Below are 19,185 nucleotides of genomic sequence, written 5' to 3'. Positions count from 1 at the left end.
CATCCCCAAGAGCGCTCCCTTGGTGGGCTTTTTGTTCCTGGGCAACCTGTTCAGGGAATCAGGCGTGGTGGAAAGGCTCTCCAATACGGCCCAGAACGAGCTTATCAACATCATCACCATCCTTTTGATGCTCGGCATCGGAGCTTCCATGCCTGCGGAAAAGGTGCTTGAGCCCCGCACCCTGCTGGTGCTCCTGCTCGGCCTGGCCGCCTTCTGCGTGGGTACGGCGAGCGGTGTTATCTTCGGCAAGATAATGAGCAAGTTCAGCAAGGAGCCATTTAACCCCATGCTCGGCGCTTCAGGCGTCTCGGCCGTGCCCATGAGCGCACGAATCGTACATCACCTGGGGCAGACCGAAAACAAAAAGAACTTCCTTTTGATGCATGCCATGGGGCCCAATGTGGCAGGCGTTATTGGCTCCGCTGTGGCGGGCGGTTATTTCCTCGGACTCTTCATTAATTTCTAAAAAACGGTTTAGAAAAACAAAACGGGCCGGGTTCTTTACGGGACCCGGCCCGTTTTAATTTTAACACCCCCTGAAAAATTCTATCTTTTCTGGTTGGCCTTTTGCAATCTCCCACTTAATCAACCGGCAATGCTATGATTACTTATGAGAAGCTCAGGTTGTTGATAAGCAGCCTGAGCGCGGGGCATGGATCCCCTCAAAACACCAAGCGTTTTTCGGGCCCCAAATGGCGGCCCGCCAAATTGCGAGCCTTTTTTAATTTCGCTTTCCGTTAATTTAAAAGGCGGGAGATAAAACCCCATGCAAAAGGATCTCAAGCAAAAACTCATAGATATTGTCGGAGAACAAAATTTCACCGCTAAAATCATTGACATGGTGAGTTACTCCTATGACGCCTCGGAACACTCCCACCGGCCCGACGCCGCAGTCTGGCCCACTGACACCGATCAAATCCAAAAAATCGTACAACTGGCCAACCGGGAAGGCTTTGCCCTGATTCCCAGGGGGGCCGGGACCGGCCTGGCCGGCATGGTTGTGCCCCAAAAAGGCGGCTTGGTCCTGGATCTTTGCCGCATGAATCGCATTCTGGAGATCAATATCCAAGACCGGGTGGCTGTGGTTGAACCGGGAGTGGTCTATGAAGACCTGAACCGGGCCCTGGCTGAATATGACTTTTTCTTTCCCCCGGACCCGGCCAGTGGCAAGGCCTGCACCCTGGGCGGCAACCTGGCCACCAACGCAGGCGGGGTAAAGGGTGCCAAATACGGTGTAACCACAGACTATGTACTGGGGCTGGAGTTGGTTCTGGGTGACGGGCGCCTAATGAAAACCGGCACCCGCACCATGAAAACCTCTTCAGGCTATGACCTCACCAGCCTTTTTGTAGGCTCGGAAGGCACCCTGGGCATTGCCACCAGGATAACCCTGAAAATCAATCCCCGGCCCCCGGCCACTGCCACCTGTCTTGCGGTTTTCGATGAACTTAAAAGCGCGGGCCAGGCAGTGGCCGGAATAATGGAGAGCGGCATCATACCGAGTGTTTTGGAGATCCTGGGTAAAGAAACCCTGATAGCCATCAATCAAAACACAGACCTCAACCTGCCGGTGGTCGACGCCATGCTCCTGGTGGAGACCGACGGTTGGACCCAAACCGAAGCCGACTTCCAGATGTCCAAAATAATGGATGTGTTCGAAGAAAACCAGGCCGGCGAAGTAACCAGGGCCCAATCCGTCGAACAGGCTGAGGGGCTGTGGAAGGCCCGCAAATCGGCTTATGCCGTCCTGGCCCGCATTCGTCCAAATTTTGTATTGGAAGATATTACGGTGCCCATATCCCAGATGGCTTCCATGCTGGAAGGGGTGAACCAAATTGCGCAAAAAAACCAGGTTGAGATAGCCACCTTTGGCCATGCCGGAGACGGCAATCTCCATCCCCAGATTCTGTGGGACAACAGCGATCCCGATGAATCCAAACGAGTTGAAAAGGCCGTGGATGATCTCTTCAATCTGGCGATTGAACTCGGCGGCACCCTCACCGGAGAACATGGAATAGGCCTGAGCAAGGCCCCTTACATGAGCCTGGAGCACGATCCCGTTGCCCTGGAATCCATGCGCTCCATCAAAAGGATTTTTGACCCCAGTAATGTTCTGAATCCGGGCAAGATGGCCCTGGATGATTAAAAGGAATCGGCGGGTGANNCCCGCCGATTCCTTTTGCTTTACCCACCCGGCAGTCAGCCCCTGAAACAAGAAGCGTAAGCCTTGCCTTACCGCCTTTTCCCTCAACAGGGCTCAGCGATTATTCAGTGCATCAAGCTGACCGTTTAACTGTAGAGAAGCAATTTATTTTTTAAGCCTCAGTCTTGACAGCGGCGATTACCGAAATTTCCACTAACGCCTCTTCAAGGGCCATCTGAGCCTGAACGCAGGCGCGAGCCGGGGCGGCTCCCTCTGGCACCCAGTTGTCCCAGACCTCGTTCATCTGTGAAAACAGCGCCATATCTTTAAGGTAGATGGTGGCGGAGAGGATGTGTTCCCGATCGGATCCGGCCTGGGTCAAAAGGGTGTCCACCTTCTCCAGCATGGTTCTGGTCTGTTCGGCGATTCCGGCATTGTAATCTGAGGCCACCTGACCGCAAAGATAGATGGTGTGGTTGTGGATGACAATGCGGCTCAGCCGCCGCTGGGTTTCATATCTTTGAATGCTCATTTTATTTTCCTTTTAAAATTCATATAATTAAAAACAAAAAAAGATCCCCAATCCGACCCACAGGCTCTTTATCAACACAGAGGAATCAGCCAAATAATCCCGAGGCTATAACCCTTTGTTTATCCTCCGGAGAATAGGGATTATCCGGGGTTCCCGGGCAGACAGGATTTATCCAAGGAGCAACGCCTTTCAAAACTTTTTACCCTGATGCTCTACATAGCGCCAGGGATGACGTCAGGTTCTTTCATCGAAGTTCGATGAACCGTTCCCCAGCGGGTGGGTGAGCCAATAGGCAGGTCAAGATTTCATCACAATATAAATACGGTTTCCCAGTTCCACCCCGGGGCCGGGCATTCTTCGGCGCCCGGCAAAAAAATCATGGCGTCAAAGGCCAAGTTGAGAGTGAAAAAGGAGCGGCTGAACTTTTGGGGTTTAATCCCGGACCCCTGCTCACCGTGTGCGCAAGCTTGGTATTCCATTTGGCCGTAAAACATTTTAAGGGCGTCCACTACAAAAAAGCGCCCGCCTTGTGAGATAAAGGCAGACGCTTTTTTCGAATTCCTGTTATTTCACTTAATCAAAAACCACCGCGCCCTTGATAAAGCCCTCCGGCGGATGAGCCGTGTCTTCCAGGGCCTGGGCCAAATCTTCCAGCTTATAGTGGAAGTTGTTTACTTTCTCAAAGGGATAGGCCCTGGAATTGATCAGACGCATGGCATCCGGCACATTGCCTGCCTGGCCCTTGCCTGTGGCTACCACCACATCCCGCCAGATTAATTCATCAAAGGCCACTTCCGTCTTTTTACCGCCGGAAAGGCCGATCAAAACCACCCGGCCCGAGGTGCGCACCAGTTTAAAAGCAGTGTTTATGGCCTGGGGCGCGCTCGAGGTCTCAACCACCACATCCGGCTGCCCGCCGATCAGCTCCGGCACCTTTTCAAGGGGATCCTCGGCATCCACCCTGATTACGTGATCCGCCCCGAATTCCAGGGCCAATTCAAAGCGTGCCTGGTCCTGGCTGAGTCCCAACATAACCACCGGGCCCACACCTGCGAATTTGGCCGCAGCCAGGGCGCAGAGCCCCTGGGAGCCCACCCCGGAGATGACCAGGCTCTGGCCAAAACTCATTTGCCCCAGGGTTTTGACCCAGCGCACGCCATTGCCGACTACTGAAGACAAGCTCGCCGCCAGGTCGGGCACGCCGTCCCCCACCTTATAGAGCAGGGTCCCAGCGGGCAGATAGACATATTCCGAGTATCCGCCAAACAAATGGGGAGGCTCGGCACAGGCCATTGACACCCCAAAGGTCCCGCCATTGGGGCAGTTGTGATAGTGATGATCCGTGCGGCACCAGGAGCAGCGTCCACAAGTGATATATGGTTCCGGGGTCACCCTGTCGCCCAGCTTTACATCGGGGTGGGCCTTTTGGGCCTCCACACCTATCTCAACCACTTCACCGGAAAACTCATGGCCCATGATCACCGGATAGCGCCCCAAAGGAGTCAAACCATGAAACACCTTTATATCGGTGGAGCAAATGGACGTAACATTGGTTTTAATCAATATCTGATCCGGTGCTGGTGGAACGACTTTAAATTCCTGCATTTCAAGCTGATTGGGCTCCACCACAACCATTGCCTTGGCTTTCACGAATGCCTCCTCATTTTCGGGTATACACCTATATGTCTCGCATTGAGCCACATGGTCTCATTTAGAATTTATACGCCTTTCACCCTAGCACATAAAAGGAGGCAAATGCAGCATTTCAGATGGTATTAAACAGAAAAAACCCTGCTAATTCGAGCAATTCCGAGCATACACACGCTTTATTGGAAGATTATTTTTAAAATAATTAATCAGTAAATCTGCTTAACAAAGGAAATCAAGCAAAGAAGCGCCGAGCACACAAAACCGGCGGCCGGAAAAAACTTTTTCAGGTTTTTTCCGGCTGACCGGTCTTTTGTTTCAAAAAAAGCTAGGGTTGGGCCCTATTCCTCTTCAAATTGGCTTCCGCACCAGGGGCAGTAACTGAAGCTGAAATCATGAATAGTCTCCCCGCAAGAGGAACAGCGGGTGACCATCTCGTTGGCGCAAAAGGGGCAGTACACAAAAGCAGCACAGTTCTTGCGCACTTCCGGATCCAGTTTTTCCCAGTCCTCGGCGCACATTTCCTCCTGGCACACCTTTTCCTTGCGGGCCTTTTCTTCCATGTGGATATTATCTCCCATTATGATCACCTTTTCGTTTCAACAAAGGCATATTGTTTAGGCAGTGTAAAATGAATTATAACACACCCGGAACCCGGCAGCTAAATCAAGCAGCCCGATCTTACAACTCAGATAAAAACCATTTAGACTTGCCGGGCCGATATCCCTGTTTCAAAGATCAGTAAGACAAAATTTATCCATGAGCAGTTAAACTTAAACCCGCCCACCGGCCCTGATCCCGGCTCAAAGGCAACCATTTCGGCAGGCACTCCGTAAGGCAAACCGCTTTTTACCCCTGAATTTGGAAAACCTACTTTTTTGCGGCTTCTTATCGGCCTTATAACGCAAGGGTGAGGCAAACATGATATATTTGAGGGCAGTATTTGGGAGATCCGACAATGCCTTTAGAAACAAGCCACAAAACCGTGTGCTTTGCGGACATCTGCGGAAGCACTCGCCTATATGAAAGCCTGGGGGATCAAAAGGCTCAGACTGTAATTGATCAAACCCTTTCCGCTCTTTCGGCGGAAATCCAGGCCATGGGCGGCAAGGTGGTGAAAACCGTAGGCGATGCGGTTATGAGCATCCACGACAAGGCGCGCAGCGCCCTGGAATCAGCCAAGGCAATGCAAAGGCGATCCGTCCTGTTAACCTCCCCCCAGCCGGACACTCCTCCCTTGCAGATACATTGCGGATTGCATAGCGGAGAAGTGCTGATAACAGAAAACGACGTATATGGAGATGCGGTGAACACCGCCGCCAAGTTGACCGCCCTGGCCAAATCAGGGCAGATACTGACCACAAAAGCCACCCTCAAGGCAGCGGATGGTGAGACGGATATCGCAACCCGCTATCTCACCCGTCGCAATTTAGGCGGTAAGGCCCATTTTTCGGAGATCCACGAAATTCTGTGGGACGAGGGCAACACAACCTTTGTGCATTATGTTGACAAGTCTGCCTGCCAAAAGGTTCCTTCCAGCCTTTTGCTCTCCCTGGCCGGCAAGACCCTTTGCATGGACAGCTCTTTACCCACCATAACCATGGGGCGCGGCCCCATGAACGACATGGTGATAAAGGGTTCCTGGGTTTCCCGAAATCACGCCCAGATCACAAGAAGAGCGGGAAAATTCATTTTAAAAGATCAAAGCACCAACGGAACCCATGTTCTTCCGGACCAGGGGGAGCCGGTTTTCCTCAAGCTTGACGAGCTTATCCTTGCAGGCTCAGGCTGGATAAGGCTGGGCAGACCGGACTTGAATGCAACCGATTCCATTTTCTATGAAGTGAAAAACTGAGAGCGCCAAGCTATATCCAGGCCCTTCCGCCGACTACTCACCAATGATCTTGACCAGCACTCTTTTTTTACGGCGTCCGTCAAACTCACCATAAAAAACCTGTTCCCAAGGCCCCAGGTCAAGTTGCCCATTGGTAATGGCCACCACCACTTCACGCCCCATGATCTGTCTTTTCATATGGGCATCGGCATTGTCTTCGCCCACGTTATGGCGGTACATGGAGACAGGGTCATGGGGAGCCAAACGCTCCAGCCACTGGTCATAATCCTGGTGCAGACCAGATTCATCGTCATTGATAAAAACACTCGCCGTTATATGCATGGCGTTTATCAGGACAAGGCCTTCCTTGACGCCGCTTGCCGACAGGCAGTCCTCCACCTCTGGAGTTATATTTATAAAGGCCCTTCGTCCCTGGATCTCAAACCATAGTTCCTTGCGATAGCTTTTCACCTTAAGCTCCCGTTAAAGACAGTTACGATTATACTTCTTTTTATAATAATACGTTAAAATTGACGGACTTTATACAACCCAGTTCAATGTCCCAATTGTGGCGAATCAAAAATAAAACTCACGATTTAAGATATGATAAACTAACACCTGTGCGGCCGTCATATGGCTGCCTGGGACAAACACATATTTTTGATTACAGAAAACCCTATTACTCCAAATGGAATATTTTGAGGCATAAGCCTTCATTATGTTGACGCTATTAACTTCTCAAGTAGCTAAAAATTCCGCTTTCCTCCTTTATAAAAAATCTTGCCATATATATAATTTTTCTCCAGAGCAAGAAAAAAGCAACATAGACACGATTGTAAATTTGTATTCAACTTTCTTTTTTAAGCTTAAACGTAAATCTCATTACACCTGCAATAAAGAAAATCCTTATTTAGATTTGCTTTTTCCCCATTGTTTTGGTAATTGTCCTTTAATATTGATAATGTAATTTTTGTATCTTTATCGAACGGTAAGGTAAACATTAATTTACCAGTAGTAAACTTGGTATAAGTTGAGAGTATTGCATATAATGTGTTCCTTTGTCAGGCCTTGGTAAAAATCTCCTTAACCAGCCAATTGACCGGTCTTTTTCGCTAAGGATATTTTACTGACATTTAAGGGAAAGTTTATATAGTCCGACAAAGGTCCTAAATTACGGCAGGACATTTAAAAAATCTTTTTTTATTTGTGGGGGGAACACAAATGAACCACGATCAAGAGCTCCTTTTAATCACTCGCATCCTATGGCATTACTATCGCGAAGGACTAACCCAGGGGGATATAGCCTATCGCCTCGGTGTCACCAGGGCCAAGGTCAACAAAATCCTGGGCGAGGCCAAGGGCCAAGGCCTGGTGCATATTCAAATAGACAGTCCGGTGCGGGCCTGTGTGGAACTGGAGGCGCAACTCAGGGCGCAGTACAACCTATATGAAGTGGTGGTAACGCCCAGCCTTATCACCCAGGTAGACCTCCGTCGCATAGTCGGCATGGCAGCGGCTGATTACCTCAACACCCATCTAAAAGAAAAACAAGCTTTGGGTGTCACCGGTGGCAAGACGATTTACTTTGTGGCCCAAGCCTTGCGGCAACGCCACAATTCAAACAACACGGTCGTCTCGCTTTGCGGCGGTTTGGCACGCAAATCTTCTGTAAATCCTTATGAAATCGCAACCATGGTCGCCGATCGGCTTGATGCGAAATGTTTTTATATCACCGCACCTCATTTCGTAAAAAGCCCTCATTTAAAAAAGGTTTTTTTAGAGTCGGACTCCGTACAGCAGGTCTTTGACAGAATTAATGATATGGAGATTGCCCTCTTAAGCCCCCTTGACTTGAGCGAAGAATCTGAATTTATTAAATACAAGGTACTATCAACTGATTTCTGCCAAGACTTGCGCAAACAAGGGACGGTCGGCGAGATCTGCGGCCAATACTTGGACTTGGAAGGCAATCCGGTGAACCATCCAATTTGCGACCAGGTGATCGCACCCACCATGGAACAATTAAAAGCCATCCCCAAACTGGTTTTGGCGGCCGGAGGCAAAGATAAAGTGCCTATTATCAAGGCCTCTATCAAGGCGGGATTGTGCCATGTCCTTGTTACCGATGAATTAACGGCCCAGCTTCTGGTCCAGAGTTAAGCTTCTTTAAATTTAGAACATTTCAATCAGACAGATTCCAAATAAGAACCCGGTCGGCTTGGCTGTCCGGGTTTTTATTATCTACAAAAAACAAGGTGTCTGGAACCTGTGCCGGTCCCGGACACCCTTTCAAAAAAGCCCCCCACCCCGTCTACCAAAACCAAACTCCGTATATCGCGGTCCTGATCGAGGATCAAATCCTTTATACCTCTGAGACGTTTTTGGTTATCGGTTTGGTTACACTTTTATAAAAATAAAAACCGGCCCAGCCAAATGAAGCTGGTATATTGCTTTGCTACTGATGCGCATCTTTGACTGGGGAACCAAAGAAATGCGAGGCCTGATGCCCGGCATAGTAATCAGACAAGTTGAGCCCATAGACCTTGAAACCTGCGTGAAAGTTGAGGCGAAATGCTTCCCCCCTGAAGAAGCCGCCTCCAGTCAGAACATAAAAAAACGCATCACCCTTTACCCAGAAGGATTCTGGGTGGCCCAAAAGCAAGGGAAAGTGGTGGGGTTTGTCAACAGCGGAGCCACCAACCAAGACGACATCTCAGACGAGGCCTTTAAAGCCTTGAGCGGGCATAACCCTCTCGGCAAAAATATTGTCATCTTTTCTCTGGCTGTTGCGCCTGAAGCCCAAAAACAGGGTATAGCCCACTTGCTGATGCACCGGTTCATTGATGAATCAAAGGCCTTGCGCAAAAAAAACATCCTTCTGCTCTGTAAAGAGCACATGATCTCTTTTTATCAAAAATTCGGCTTTAGCGATGCGGGGGAATCCGCATCCAACCATGGGGGGGCCAAGTGGCACGAAATGCTTTTGAAACTCTAGCAGTGTGTTGCCAAAACAGATTTTAACAACTTGCTAATTTCGCTTGCTTTTCAAGGCTGCACGAAATGGCGGGCCACATTCGGGGTCCCCAAAAATACTCCGGTATTTTTGGGGTGTAACATTCGGGGTCCCCAAAAATACTCCGGTATTTTTGGGGTGTATCCATGGCCCGCATAGCAGGTTTTTTAAAACGCCCTGCCAGTTTTATTTAAGGCTGGCCAATAATAACCCCATGGTCTTTCAATGCAAAATAATTAAAAGCGCTCTCCAACTCCACCGCCAGGACCGCCCGATCAAAGTGTTCCTCGGCCTTTTCCCTGAGAGACCGGTTATCGGCCAGGCCCTGATCCAGTTTCCGGAAAATTTTGCCCGCACTTTCTCCTGCCATTAAAAAGTAAATCAGACCTGACAGATAACCCTTACGCTGCCTGATCTGCCCGGCATATTGCTTAAGCAAACCGGCGCGCAATTCATGGCAACCAGGCACCAGCATCTGCAGGATCAACACGTCATCAATGGAATCCAAAATCCCCTGGGCCGCCTTTTCATATATCTGGGCGGTAAGCATGTAATGGAAATAAGCGGCCCGGTTCCACAGGGCCAACTCAACCGCCCCCTTGCAGACCAGATCGGTTCTTTCCCAGGCATTCAGCAAAGACCAGACCAAACCCGCCGCAGACCAGGCCACCTTGTCATAGGTCTTTTCATAGAGCATCTCCATGTCATAGCCCTTGGCAAAATAAAAGGCCGCACTGTTTGAAAGCATAACCGGCTTGGCCGTATTCAAAAATCGAATGCCCTTGACTGCTACATCCAGATACGAATGGTAATCATTTATGGTTTTTAACACCCCAACCGTCTTTTCATAGGCCGTAACCAGTTCACCACGGTGATTTTTCAGGTTTTCCTTGATCTTCTCGGGGTTTTGTTCTTTGGAAAACAGCCTGGAGTAATTGGATAATACAAAATAAGCGTTATTCACCGCCAAAAAACTCCCTGCCATTTGCCAAAAGCTGCCGCTGAATTCCGGCTTACCAGTCAGGTACAGGGCCGTGATCTGGCTGGCCACCTTGGTGGTCATGGCCCAGGTCGCCAGCTCCACGTATTTTTCTTCTTCTTTTTTCAGATTTTGGGCTTTTTCATAAAATTCATGGCCAGTGTCGGCCACATTTTTAGAGTTGCTGAAGTTCAAAAAGAAAAGAAGCGTATACAGCTCGTTAAGGGTTTTCCGGTTGCTCACCGGTTGGTTCTTGTGATCAAGCCAAAGATGGAACAGGGTGCGCCCCTGTTTATCACACCTGGCCGGTTTAAAGGATTTACCCTGCCAGGGGATCTCAACCCGAGCCCACTCAACCTCCATTAGAGGGCTTTTCACCTCTCCCAGCCTAAGCTCCCCTTGTTGACCACAGGACTCGCCTTGGATCAAGGGCTTTAAGCCCCATCTGATTGGTTTGGGCTCAGGTCGAGGCAAAATTCCATTGCCCGGCCCCGGCTGCGGCCCGGTAACAGGCTCCACAGGCGGAATCCGCCCCACCGGCGGCACAGGCTCGGGCGCTGGTATGGGCTCTGGCGGAGGCACGGGCTCTGGCGGCGGTATGGGTTTTGGTTTCTGTATTGGTGGGGGAGGCTTGGATGTTTTAGCCTTGATCCTTGCAACCAAAAGCCCATGCATAACCCTGATCCGGCCCATCTTCCACTTGGGCTTGTTACCGTCCATAATCCGTATTACATAGGCCCCTTTTTGAAACAAAACATCAGCATAATTCGGCAGACCGGACCAGCAGATAGATGGCTCTGCAAATTTTTGATTCTTGATTTCCTGGCCGGGGCGCAAGCGCCCCCTGATAATACGTTTCATATATTTGAAATAAGCCTTGGCCTGTTTTTCATTTTCCATTTCATGAAAATAAACCATCATGCTGTACACAGGCCCCTTGGGTTCTGTACGGTACATGGTCACAAAATGGCTTATTTCTTTCCAGGTATGCATACCGCCGGGCTTAAAACGTTTAACTTTGAGTTTTTTCCAGCCAGGCAACTCATCTTCAGAAGGCATCAGGGCCTCCCCGGGCTGGGGTTCCAAGGCCCGGGCAGAGCCGGGAGGATGAAGGTAAAGTAGGAAAAAGGCCAGGCAGATTACCCTTAAAAGGATAACCAGGCTACCTGAGAATAAGGGACGGCTGGACATATCATAGCCTGCAAAAGAAAAATATAGTTTTATTACAAACTGTTATCTTTATAATAAAACTATAGGGGGCTTAAGACAACCAGGCTTGGTCATGTATTTTAAGCAATGGAAAAACCACGCTTTTTGCGCATTAAAATGGCTTTGTTGCCTTTTATGCCTGACCTTTTCCCCGGGTTTGTCCACAAACGCCCAAGCCAAAACAATCCCCCGCATCACCCCCAACCCTGAGCAATTGCTCAACGCCCTGGACCAAATGAACCGGGCGGTAAAAAACAAAAACCCTCACCTTTTTCAAGAACATCTGCTCCCTGAAATTGTGTTTTTAAGTTTTCTCCCCAAAAGCACCATCCAAAAAACAGTCCAGGCCCATGAACTGGCCCAAGTCTGGACAAAAAAAACCCGGGCCTTGCCGCCTAATCCCTTTCAAGGCAAGGTATTGATCAGCAAAAGAATAATAATGTGGGACACCACGAAAAAAGGTGAAATCAGGCTCAGGGTGAAATTACTGGGCCCGGGTCCGAGCATGGCCCCGAACTCCGAAAAGCAGGTATTGATCCCTTTGATCTGGGATCTCATATTTAAACTGGAACAGGGAAAGGCACGCCTGGGGGCGGTGCACCCGATGCCCAAGGATGTCTACTCCAAAATAGTCACTCCAATTCTGAAACAGGCCCAAATTCCGCAAAACTATTCTCCCGGAAAGATTGTCGCCACCTACACTCGGGAAATAAACAACCTGCCTGAGCTGAAAACTTCGCCCAAACTTTTGCAAAGGAATCAAGACACCCGCTTGCAACCGGGCGGCGGCATAATACGCCATGGAAGCGTGGAGAGCGGAACCAACTGAACCCGACCTGACTATTTAAAATGGTATGCAGGCGGAGGAGTGGGATCGGGCCCGTTTATTACATTTGCCCTGAGTCTGCGCATTTTTAAAGCATCAATAAAAACCAGGCACTCCTCATCAAGAGACAGGGCATGAAATTCCCAGACCCACTTGCAGGTGCGGGGCAGGTTTTCCTTTTTTTGGGCCGGGCGCAAAACCACATTGAGATAAGGTTTCTTTTGCTTTTTCCACCAATAGCCCAAGACCCAGTCCCAGGCCATGTGCAAGGGCTTTTCAGGATTAATCTCAGGTAGCTCGCTTTTGGGGGGGGCAAGACGGATTTGGTTGTAATGGGCGGATCGACCTGTAACCACCATGTAGCAGTTCCACCTGCCGCCCGCCCTTTCCAGTCCGGGTGAATGATATACAAACACACCCTGCTCAAAAAGCCCCTTTTCATTGCCAAGTTTGTAGGCAGCCAAAACCAGGCGCGCCTTGGAGTCCAAAACAGCGGCCCTTTCCCGGGCCTGTTTATATAAATAATCCGGAGAACGGTAAAAAGGCCCGGCAGCTTTGCTGAAACCGGCAAAGGTGAGAACCATTCCTCCCCAAACCACCATTAAACTCAAAAGTAATAATAAACGCCGACCCAATTTGAACCGCCTTTCCTCTCCCCGGTGTTCCCGATCGGAAGACTCAGGGGCCAATCGTCGCTTTCACCCGGAGACCGGGTAATGTTATGCTGATTATTGTAATGTAATTTCAGGAGGAATCCCATGTCCGAAACGCCCCCCAAAGCCGATCTGGCCACGCGTTTACAAAAGGATTTCGTGCTGGTGGCTGAAGGCTATCTTTTTGAACTGGAGCGCAGGGGGCGATTGCAGGCAGGGACCTTTGTACCAGAGGTGGCCCTTGAAAACCCAAACGCCTTAAAAGAGCTGCACCGGGAATTTCTGGACTGCGGTACTGATGTAATTGAGGCTTTCACCTATTACGCCCACCGCGAAAAGATGCGTCTGATCGGTAAGGAAGGCTTATTGGAGCCCCTTAACCGGGCGGCCCTCAGCATAGCCAAAGAGGTGGCCCAAGAAGCGAAAGGTGAGCCCCCGTTGGTGGCCGGCAACCTCTCCAACTCAAACATCTATAAGCCGGGTGACGCCCAGTCTGAAAAAATGGTCAGATCCATGTTTGAGGAGATGCTGATCTGGTCGGCGGAAGCTGAAGTCGATTTTGTAATTGCCGAAACCTTTTACCACCTTGGCGAGGCAGCCCTGGCCCTTGAAATGATAAAAAAATACAATCTGCCCGCGGTTGTAACCTTTGGACTTTACGCCCAAGGCATACTCTCAGACGGGTTCACAGTGGAGCAAGCCTGTCAACGCCTTGAAGATATGGGGGCGGATGTGGTCGGCATGAATTGCTTCCGGGGACCGGCCACCATGCTGCCGCATATCGCCAAGATCAGGGAAAAGGTAAGCTGCCCGGTGGCCGCCCTGCCGGTGCCCTACCGTACGACTCCGTCAGAGCCGACCTTCTTCCATATGCACGATCACTGGGCCTCCTGTCGGTTGCCGAACAACATGACCTTTCCCACTGCCTTGGACCCTTTTTTACTGAACCGCTATGAGACTGCGGATTTTGCCCAAAAGGCCCTTGACATGGGGGTTAAATACATCGGTCTTTGCTGCGGCTGTTGCCCGGTTCATATAAGGACCATGGCAGAGCAGTTGGGGCGTAAGCCCCCTGCCTCGCGCTATTCCCCCAATATGAAAAAACACTTTCTTTTCGGAGATGACCCCGGCCTGCTCTTTACCCGCGAGGACCTGAGGGGAAAGGCCTGACTGGCTCCTTTAAACCGATCTCCAAGGAAACCGTTTTTCAAAGAGGACAATCAGACACCCCAGCTTCGGGTCTATTCAAGGTCCGGAAAAAAACACACCTTGCCTTAAACCCGTTTACAACTCGACCCGGCTGTTAATACTGCGGTGCGGTTTCAGGCACCGGCCGGTCTTGGTATATTCTTTGGCTGGTATTGTTTAGGGATTTCAGGGAGCGCTTTTTATCCCTGCCTGGTCCCAAGACATGTTATAGGGCTAAATTTTTAAACGGTAAAATTAATTTCCAAAATCAATGCGTATTCACTTTAAAAATCACCCTGGTTTTCTATTTATACTGGAGCTTAAATAAAAATGGCGGAGCTGAACGAGGAAAAAAAAGAACGCTTTGAGCGAAAAATGTCTGAGGTGCTGAACTACGGAGCCCTGAACCTGGCCATGGGCCTGGGCTACAGGCTGGGTCTTTTTGAGGCTATGGCGGCCTTTGACGCCCCCCGGAGTTGTGGGGAGCTGGCCGAGAGGGCCGGGGTTTCCGAACGCTATCTCCATGAATGGCTGGGGATAATGGCCACCGGCAAGGTGGTCGAGTTAACCGTAACTCCCCAAGGCGAGGAGACATATCACCTGCCTTTCGAGCATCGGGCCTACCTGCTAAAGGGATCGGACTTAAACCTTGGGGTTTACACCCAGGAGATCCCCATGTTAACTGCCTGCGCCCAAAGAAGTGTGGAAAAGGCCTTTGAGACAGGCAGTGGAGTGCCGCCGGAAAATTATCCGGATTTTCAGGCCTTCATGGGAGAACTGGCCGATGCCAAACACCAACAGACCCTTTTGCAAACCTTTTTACCCGCGGTGGATAAAGGCAGGCTGGTAAGCGCACTTAAAAAGGGAATCAACGTATGCGACCTGGGATGCGGCAGCGGCCTGGCTCCCTTTATAATGGCCAAGGCCTTTCCCAACAGCTCTTTCATGGGCATGGATATCTCCAGCCAAGCCATAGAACTGGCCCGCGAACGGGTGGCAGAAGCCGGGCTGACCAACCTGGATTTTCAAATTCTTGACGCGGCTGTGGTTAAAGAGGAGAGCTCTTTATCTGAACGCTTTGACTATATCACCGCATTTGACGCCATTCATGACCAGCCCCATCCGGACCAGGCCCTTTTGGGGGTGCGCCACATGCTGAAGCCGGGCGGCCTGTTCTCCATGGTGGAAATAGCAGCTCAGAGCGGGCATCAGGGAAACCTGGAGCATCCCATGGGGCCTTTTTTATATGCGGTTAGTATGATGCACTGCCTGCCCCAGGGATTGAACGACCAGGGCCGGGGGCTGGGTATGATGTGGGGAAGACAAAAGGCGGAAGAGATGCTTGCCCAGGCCGGATTCACTGAAGTTCTGGCGATTGAAATACCTTTTGACCCCTTTAACCGGCATTTCCAGTGCCGTAATTAACAAAATACCTTGACTTGTTTTTTTGCGATTGACCCACGTGTGGAAGATATTCAGTATAGGGCAATAGAACGTATCGCAAAGCCATCGGAAAAAACTAGAATTTGCCAGTTTTACCGGTCGCGTGATATATAGTGTGAGGTCTTGGAGGAGCGGCTCCTCCTGTTCACTGCAACGCCCAGATCCTAGCGGACATTGCAATTAAAACTCGCCCTATGGGCTGTATGGCATAATTTATAATGAATACAGCTAGTTATATGGGGTGGCAAAAAAATCCGAGTAAGCGGGGAGAATCATGCGAAAGCCAGTATTACGCCTTTTCATGCTGCTCACCTTGGCCTTGGCCCTTTGCGCGCCCCAGGCTATGGCGGCCCAGCAGGATGACGACAAATCAGATGAACTGTTCAAACACTTTTCCATAGGCGTCCGCATAAAGGCCTGGGAACTGTCCGGAGACAAGGCATTTGTGGGAACCATCCTGGACAACACAGTAGACGAAAAAAGCTACTGGTATCCCACCAACGTCAATGCCCAGTACCTTTTTAACGACTACTTCGGTCTGGTGCTCGAGTGGGACTACTATGAAGCCAAAATGGAAAAAGACGGTCATCTAAAATGGCAGGGCCTTACCGCCGGTGTCACCGCCCGTTATCCCATTGATATTTTGAAAGGCGTAGTGCCCTACGCCGTGGCCGGAGTGGTCTATGTGAACCCCCAGTTTGAAGAGGAAAACTGGTGGAGATACGGTTATCCCAACAGCGGAACCTATGAATCGTGGATGGCCCAAAGGCCCGCGGATGTGGATCCCTATGAATGGATGGCCCAGTACAGGGGCGGCTACCACAGGAACATGAAAACCGAAGACACCTTCGGATTCACCTATGGCGTGGGTGTGGATATCTTCCTCACCGACTCACTGGCCCTTAACCTGGATATCAGGTGGGTGCAGGCCGAGACCAACGTGGACTACACCTTGGCCTTTAACAACGGCAGAGACGTTTTCAGGTCCAGGCAGTTCACCTATGATCTGGATACCTTTGCTGGTGGCATCGGCCTGCGCTGGTATTTCTGATCCCAATAAAAAACGAAGGCTTTTAAGCCTCCGTTCAGATTGCTGACAAACCGGGTCGTTTCGACCCGGTTTGTCTATGTCTTGTCTTTTACGGTTTTAGAAATGTTGGGCGGCAATAATTACAGAAAACGGGTCCACGCGGGTTTTTCAGCCTTAATATAGACAAAATAAATAACGGAAAAGGGCTATTACCTCCTTTCCCGCCTAAATAGCTCCCCATAGCCAGGGCGGTTTTTTTCATGTTCTGGCAGGCGGCGCAGAGCAGACCCTGTTCCCTGACTTTGGCCAGTCCACCCATGCGGGCATATCGGTGCCCGTGGAGTTGCTTTGAGTCCGCAAAGCTTCGTTCCACGCTTTCTTTCCTGCGCTTGTAAATTTTCTTACCGTGTTCACCGAGTCGGTTGGCATTCACCTTAGCAACGTGATCCTGCCAGACGTGACGTGTAATCACCTTGATCTGATTGGCGCTTTGGGGGCACTGACAAAGCAGTTTGCAGTGGCGAGGTAGCTCTTGGTTGACTTTTTCACTTGCCGCTTCTTGAATTTATTTTTATTGGCTGATGCGTTGAGGTGAGTAGAATCAGTGTAAAGGGTCTTACTTCCCACCATCTCACGACAAATGGCCAAAAACACTATCTCGTCGAATATGTCCTGTTATATCGTGCTCTCGGAAAAACGCCGACGGCGATTCTGACTCAAAGTGGAGGCGTATGGCACCTTCTCCCGAAGACCAAGACCCAAAAACCGGCGATACGCTACTTTGACCTGAATATCCCCGACCAACTGACGTTCGCTGCGAATACCGAAAAGGTAACCAATAAAGAGCATCTTGAATAAAACCACTGGATCTAAAGCAGGACGGCCATTATCAGGACTGTATAAATCCCTTACCCGATCACGGATAAAACTAAAATCAATGGCTTTATCTATTTTACGAAGTAAGTGGTCCTGTGGAACCAACTCCACGATGCTCACAAATTCAAACTCTGTCTGTTTATAGCCCTGTTCTTTTAGTATCACTCATAATAAAAAAATCCCCGCCGATAGGCGAGGACTTTGTCAACAGCCTGCGGAGGCTTTTAAGCCTCCGTTTTTTATGCGTCCCGTCCCTTATGTTTTAGCCATTTTTCCATGCTGATAACCTGAGCCCGATGCGCGCCGCCGGGAAAAGTCCTTTTCCCTACACCGCCTTTTTTTGCCCCTTTTTATTGCCGGGTTCTCCAGCCATGACCTTCAGAATATTGCTCAGCCCGACCAGGGCCTCCAAAAGGTGGGCAGGCTCAAGTTCCCCCTCAAGTTGCAGGGCATCATAAATCAATTTCATCTGCTCATTTTGATCAGCAGAAATAAATCGATTTTTTGCTTGGGATGTTTGCTTTGATTCCGTCTCTTTCAGTAAGGCATCTTTTTCCCTTAGGCTTTGCCAGAGCCTCTCATTCTCTTCATGGAGTTTCTGCCGGATCTCCAGATGCTTTTTCTCATTTCGCAAAAAGCGGTCCTCTTGTTGTAAAAGAAAATCCACTTGGGATTGCAGCTTATTTAATTCCCACTCATCCGAGTCCTGGTCTTTTTCAGGCAGGGCAGGCACATCTTGACCGGTGAGCAGCCAGTCTATACTCAAGCCAAATAAACGTGACAAAATCGGCAAGGCGCCGATAGGTAAATCATCAACCCCTTTTTCCCAACGGCCATAAGAAGCCTGACTCACCCCAAGCCTTTCGGCCACTTGACTCTGCTTAAAACCGGCCCTTTTCCGGACCTGACACAGGCGGGCTAAAAACTCCTGCTTTTTTTCTAATTGAATTCGTTTCTTAGGCATTATTAAACTTTTTGCGTATTATAATGAGTTGACATAATACGTATTACGTGTTTAGTTTATGTCAAGCCTACACTAAGGCAAAAGACATCACATATAGTTTATAAGCAACATAACTTTATCCGAGTATCAAAGTCATGATTACTCATAGCATAAAACATATATATTTGCACAAGATAAATCTGAATAATCCAAGCCGTGGCAGGACTCATTGCTTAGTTGGCTTTCCACTCCAAATTTATGCATTTTTTCACAATACACTGAATTAACATACTTAATTGGCACAAGCTACAAACCTTTATCTTTAAATTATATTGGCCTTTTCTTTTTAAGTAAAAAGATAATAGAGAATTTTTAAATTTTGAAATTAAAAATAAAATTTATATATCTAATCTATTTCATATTATCGTCTATTTACAAAAAATGGTAGTCACTACAAATTTTCATCCCAAAAGGCGGAGTCGTAAAAATATAAGAAAACCGTATACAGACTCTCTCTTTGATCGTTGTCATAGGCCCTGGCAAAGCAACGGCCTATGACCTGGAGCCAAATTTAAGTTTAAACTGCAAGACTATTTCTTTTCGGGGGGAAAAAATGGAAAAAAGCGCCCATTTGAACGGATTGGCCTCAGTGGCTCTTTTTACGGGTTACAGTCAAGCTACTGTACGCAAGCACAAACAACTCTACCCCGGCATGCCCATAAATAAAATAAACGGCAGATGGGTGGGAAGCCCGGAAAGGCTAAAAGCATTTTATAATGACCTGGCAGCCGGAGAATGGAAAAAATACATATAATCGGCTTCTGAAGAAAATTATCTGATAAAAGGCCGGGTTTGATCCCTTAAACCCG

The 19,185-nt window shown here is 49.3% G+C and carries 17 protein-coding genes and 1 pseudogene; 10 read left to right on the top strand and 8 right to left on the bottom strand.

What is annotated here, in order from left to right:
• Together X474_RS04940 and X474_RS04935 are read left to right on the top strand one after the other, a co-directional pair.
• A partial coding sequence (locus X474_RS04940; RefSeq protein ID WP_044347220.1) for a sodium ion-translocating decarboxylase subunit beta occupies window positions 1-466 on the top strand: 466 nt, incomplete at its 5' end.
• A 300-nt stretch (window positions 467-766) separates the two neighbouring features.
• The gene (locus X474_RS04935; RefSeq protein ID WP_044347154.1) at window positions 767-2,146 is read left to right on the top strand and encodes an FAD-binding oxidoreductase; all 1,380 of its coding nucleotides are present in this window, start codon (window positions 767-769) and stop codon (window positions 2,144-2,146) included.
• A 169-nt stretch (window positions 2,147-2,315) separates the two neighbouring features.
• Here the strand turns inward: X474_RS04935 and X474_RS04930 are convergent, their stop codons facing one another.
• From X474_RS04930 to X474_RS04915, 3 genes are all read right to left on the bottom strand, one after another.
• Window positions 2,316-2,675 (bottom strand): RidA family protein, encoded by a 360-nt coding sequence (locus tag X474_RS04930; protein WP_044347152.1) that lies wholly within the window; start codon window positions 2,673-2,675, stop codon window positions 2,316-2,318.
• Between the two features lie 573 nt (window positions 2,676-3,248).
• Entirely contained in the window at window positions 3,249-4,325 is a 1,077-nt protein-coding gene (locus tag X474_RS04920; protein ID WP_044347149.1) for a zinc-dependent alcohol dehydrogenase, read from the bottom strand.
• 338 nt (window positions 4,326-4,663) lie between these two features.
• Window positions 4,664-4,903: a hypothetical protein gene (locus X474_RS04915; protein ID WP_044347147.1), complete on the bottom strand. Its 240-nt coding sequence runs from the start codon at window positions 4,901-4,903 to the stop codon at window positions 4,664-4,666.
• A 377-nt stretch (window positions 4,904-5,280) separates the two neighbouring features.
• On the opposite strand from X474_RS04915, the gene X474_RS04910 reads away from it, so the two are divergent.
• Window positions 5,281-6,177: an adenylate/guanylate cyclase domain-containing protein gene (locus X474_RS04910; protein ID WP_044347145.1), complete on the top strand. Its 897-nt coding sequence runs from the start codon at window positions 5,281-5,283 to the stop codon at window positions 6,175-6,177.
• Between the two features lie 33 nt (window positions 6,178-6,210).
• On the opposite strand, the gene X474_RS04905 is transcribed toward X474_RS04910, so the two are convergent.
• The gene (locus X474_RS04905) at window positions 6,211-6,627 is read right to left on the bottom strand and encodes a secondary thiamine-phosphate synthase enzyme YjbQ (RefSeq protein WP_044347144.1); all 417 of its coding nucleotides are present in this window, start codon (window positions 6,625-6,627) and stop codon (window positions 6,211-6,213) included.
• A gap of 750 nt (window positions 6,628-7,377) precedes the next feature.
• On the opposite strand from X474_RS04905, the gene X474_RS04900 reads away from it, so the two are divergent.
• Both X474_RS04900 and X474_RS04895 read left to right on the top strand, forming a co-directional pair.
• A complete protein-coding gene (locus X474_RS04900; protein WP_044347142.1) occupies window positions 7,378-8,316 on the top strand; it encodes a sugar-binding transcriptional regulator in 939 nt (312 codons plus the stop codon).
• Window positions 8,317-8,647: 331 nt separating this feature from the next.
• A complete protein-coding gene (locus tag X474_RS04895; RefSeq protein WP_197281976.1) occupies window positions 8,648-9,151 on the top strand; it encodes a GNAT family N-acetyltransferase in 504 nt (167 codons plus the stop codon).
• A gap of 208 nt (window positions 9,152-9,359) precedes the next feature.
• Here X474_RS04895 and X474_RS04890 read toward each other — a convergent pair whose 3' ends face one another.
• A complete protein-coding gene (locus tag X474_RS04890) occupies window positions 9,360-11,207 on the bottom strand; it encodes a hypothetical protein (RefSeq protein ID WP_156360628.1) in 1,848 nt (615 codons plus the stop codon).
• 223 nt (window positions 11,208-11,430) lie between these two features.
• Here X474_RS04890 and X474_RS04885 point away from each other — a divergent pair, with 223 nt between their 5' ends.
• Window positions 11,431-12,186: a hypothetical protein gene (locus X474_RS04885; RefSeq protein ID WP_044347140.1), complete on the top strand. Its 756-nt coding sequence runs from the start codon at window positions 11,431-11,433 to the stop codon at window positions 12,184-12,186.
• 11 nt (window positions 12,187-12,197) lie between these two features.
• On the opposite strand, the gene X474_RS04880 is transcribed toward X474_RS04885, so the two are convergent.
• A complete protein-coding gene (locus X474_RS04880) occupies window positions 12,198-12,818 on the bottom strand; it encodes a hypothetical protein (RefSeq protein WP_156360627.1) in 621 nt (206 codons plus the stop codon).
• A gap of 123 nt (window positions 12,819-12,941) precedes the next feature.
• On the opposite strand from X474_RS04880, the gene X474_RS04875 reads away from it, so the two are divergent.
• The 3 genes from X474_RS04875 to X474_RS04865 all read left to right on the top strand — a co-directional run bounded on the left by X474_RS04875 (window position 12,942) and on the right by X474_RS04865 (window position 16,518).
• Window positions 12,942-14,006: a homocysteine S-methyltransferase family protein gene (locus tag X474_RS04875; RefSeq protein ID WP_044347138.1), complete on the top strand. Its 1,065-nt coding sequence runs from the start codon at window positions 12,942-12,944 to the stop codon at window positions 14,004-14,006.
• Between the two features lie 348 nt (window positions 14,007-14,354).
• Window positions 14,355-15,449, top strand: coding sequence for a class I SAM-dependent methyltransferase (locus X474_RS04870; RefSeq protein WP_044347136.1), 1,095 nt, complete (start codon window positions 14,355-14,357; stop codon window positions 15,447-15,449).
• 292 nt (window positions 15,450-15,741) lie between these two features.
• Entirely contained in the window at window positions 15,742-16,518 is a 777-nt protein-coding gene (locus X474_RS04865) for an outer membrane beta-barrel protein (RefSeq protein WP_082464150.1), read from the top strand.
• A gap of 88 nt (window positions 16,519-16,606) precedes the next feature.
• Here X474_RS04865 and X474_RS25475 read toward each other — a convergent pair.
• Window positions 16,607-17,535: pseudogene (locus X474_RS25475) on the bottom strand (transposase).
• A gap of 163 nt (window positions 17,536-17,698) precedes the next feature.
• Window positions 17,699-18,337 (bottom strand): helix-turn-helix domain-containing protein, encoded by a 639-nt coding sequence (locus X474_RS04850; protein ID WP_052514873.1) that lies wholly within the window; start codon window positions 18,335-18,337, stop codon window positions 17,699-17,701.
• A 592-nt stretch (window positions 18,338-18,929) separates the two neighbouring features.
• On the opposite strand from X474_RS04850, the gene X474_RS04845 reads away from it, so the two are divergent.
• Complete coding sequence (locus X474_RS04845) at window positions 18,930-19,130, top strand: hypothetical protein (RefSeq protein ID WP_156360626.1); 201 nt, start codon at window positions 18,930-18,932, stop codon at window positions 19,128-19,130.
• The last annotated feature ends 55 nt before the right edge of the window (window positions 19,131-19,185 follow it).

This window comes from Dethiosulfatarculus sandiegensis, assembly GCF_000931935.2.
Classification (GTDB): Bacteria; Desulfobacterota; Desulfarculia; order Desulfarculales; family Desulfarculaceae; genus Dethiosulfatarculus; species Dethiosulfatarculus sandiegensis.
This window is presented reverse-complemented; position numbering and strand designations above follow the sequence as displayed.

What these genes read in the sequence shown, in the direction of transcription:
- X474_RS04845 (WP_156360626.1), top strand. Translation starts at nt 18,930, where the DNA reads ATGGAAAAAAGCGCCCATTTGAACGGATTGGCCTCAGTGGCTCTTTTT.
- X474_RS04910 (WP_044347145.1), top strand. Translation starts at nt 5,281, where the DNA reads ATGCCTTTAGAAACAAGCCACAAAACCGTGTGCTTTGCGGACATCTGC.
- X474_RS04850 (WP_052514873.1), bottom strand. Translation starts at nt 18,337, where the DNA reads ATGCCTAAGAAACGAATTCAATTAGAAAAAAAGCAGGAGTTTTTAGCC.
- X474_RS04885 (WP_044347140.1), top strand. Translation starts at nt 11,431, where the DNA reads ATGTATTTTAAGCAATGGAAAAACCACGCTTTTTGCGCATTAAAATGG.
- X474_RS04935 (WP_044347154.1), top strand. Translation starts at nt 767, where the DNA reads ATGCAAAAGGATCTCAAGCAAAAACTCATAGATATTGTCGGAGAACAA.
- X474_RS04890 (WP_156360628.1), bottom strand. Translation starts at nt 11,207, where the DNA reads ATGCCTTCTGAAGATGAGTTGCCTGGCTGGAAAAAACTCAAAGTTAAA.
- X474_RS04870 (WP_044347136.1), top strand. Translation starts at nt 14,355, where the DNA reads ATGGCGGAGCTGAACGAGGAAAAAAAAGAACGCTTTGAGCGAAAAATG.
- X474_RS04915 (WP_044347147.1), bottom strand. Translation starts at nt 4,903, where the DNA reads ATGGGAGATAATATCCACATGGAAGAAAAGGCCCGCAAGGAAAAGGTG.
- X474_RS04865 (WP_082464150.1), top strand. Translation starts at nt 15,742, where the DNA reads ATGCGAAAGCCAGTATTACGCCTTTTCATGCTGCTCACCTTGGCCTTG.
- X474_RS04895 (WP_197281976.1), top strand. Translation starts at nt 8,648, where the DNA reads ATGCGAGGCCTGATGCCCGGCATAGTAATCAGACAAGTTGAGCCCATA.
- X474_RS04900 (WP_044347142.1), top strand. Translation starts at nt 7,378, where the DNA reads ATGAACCACGATCAAGAGCTCCTTTTAATCACTCGCATCCTATGGCAT.
- X474_RS04930 (WP_044347152.1), bottom strand. Translation starts at nt 2,675, where the DNA reads ATGAGCATTCAAAGATATGAAACCCAGCGGCGGCTGAGCCGCATTGTC.
- X474_RS04875 (WP_044347138.1), top strand. Translation starts at nt 12,942, where the DNA reads ATGTCCGAAACGCCCCCCAAAGCCGATCTGGCCACGCGTTTACAAAAG.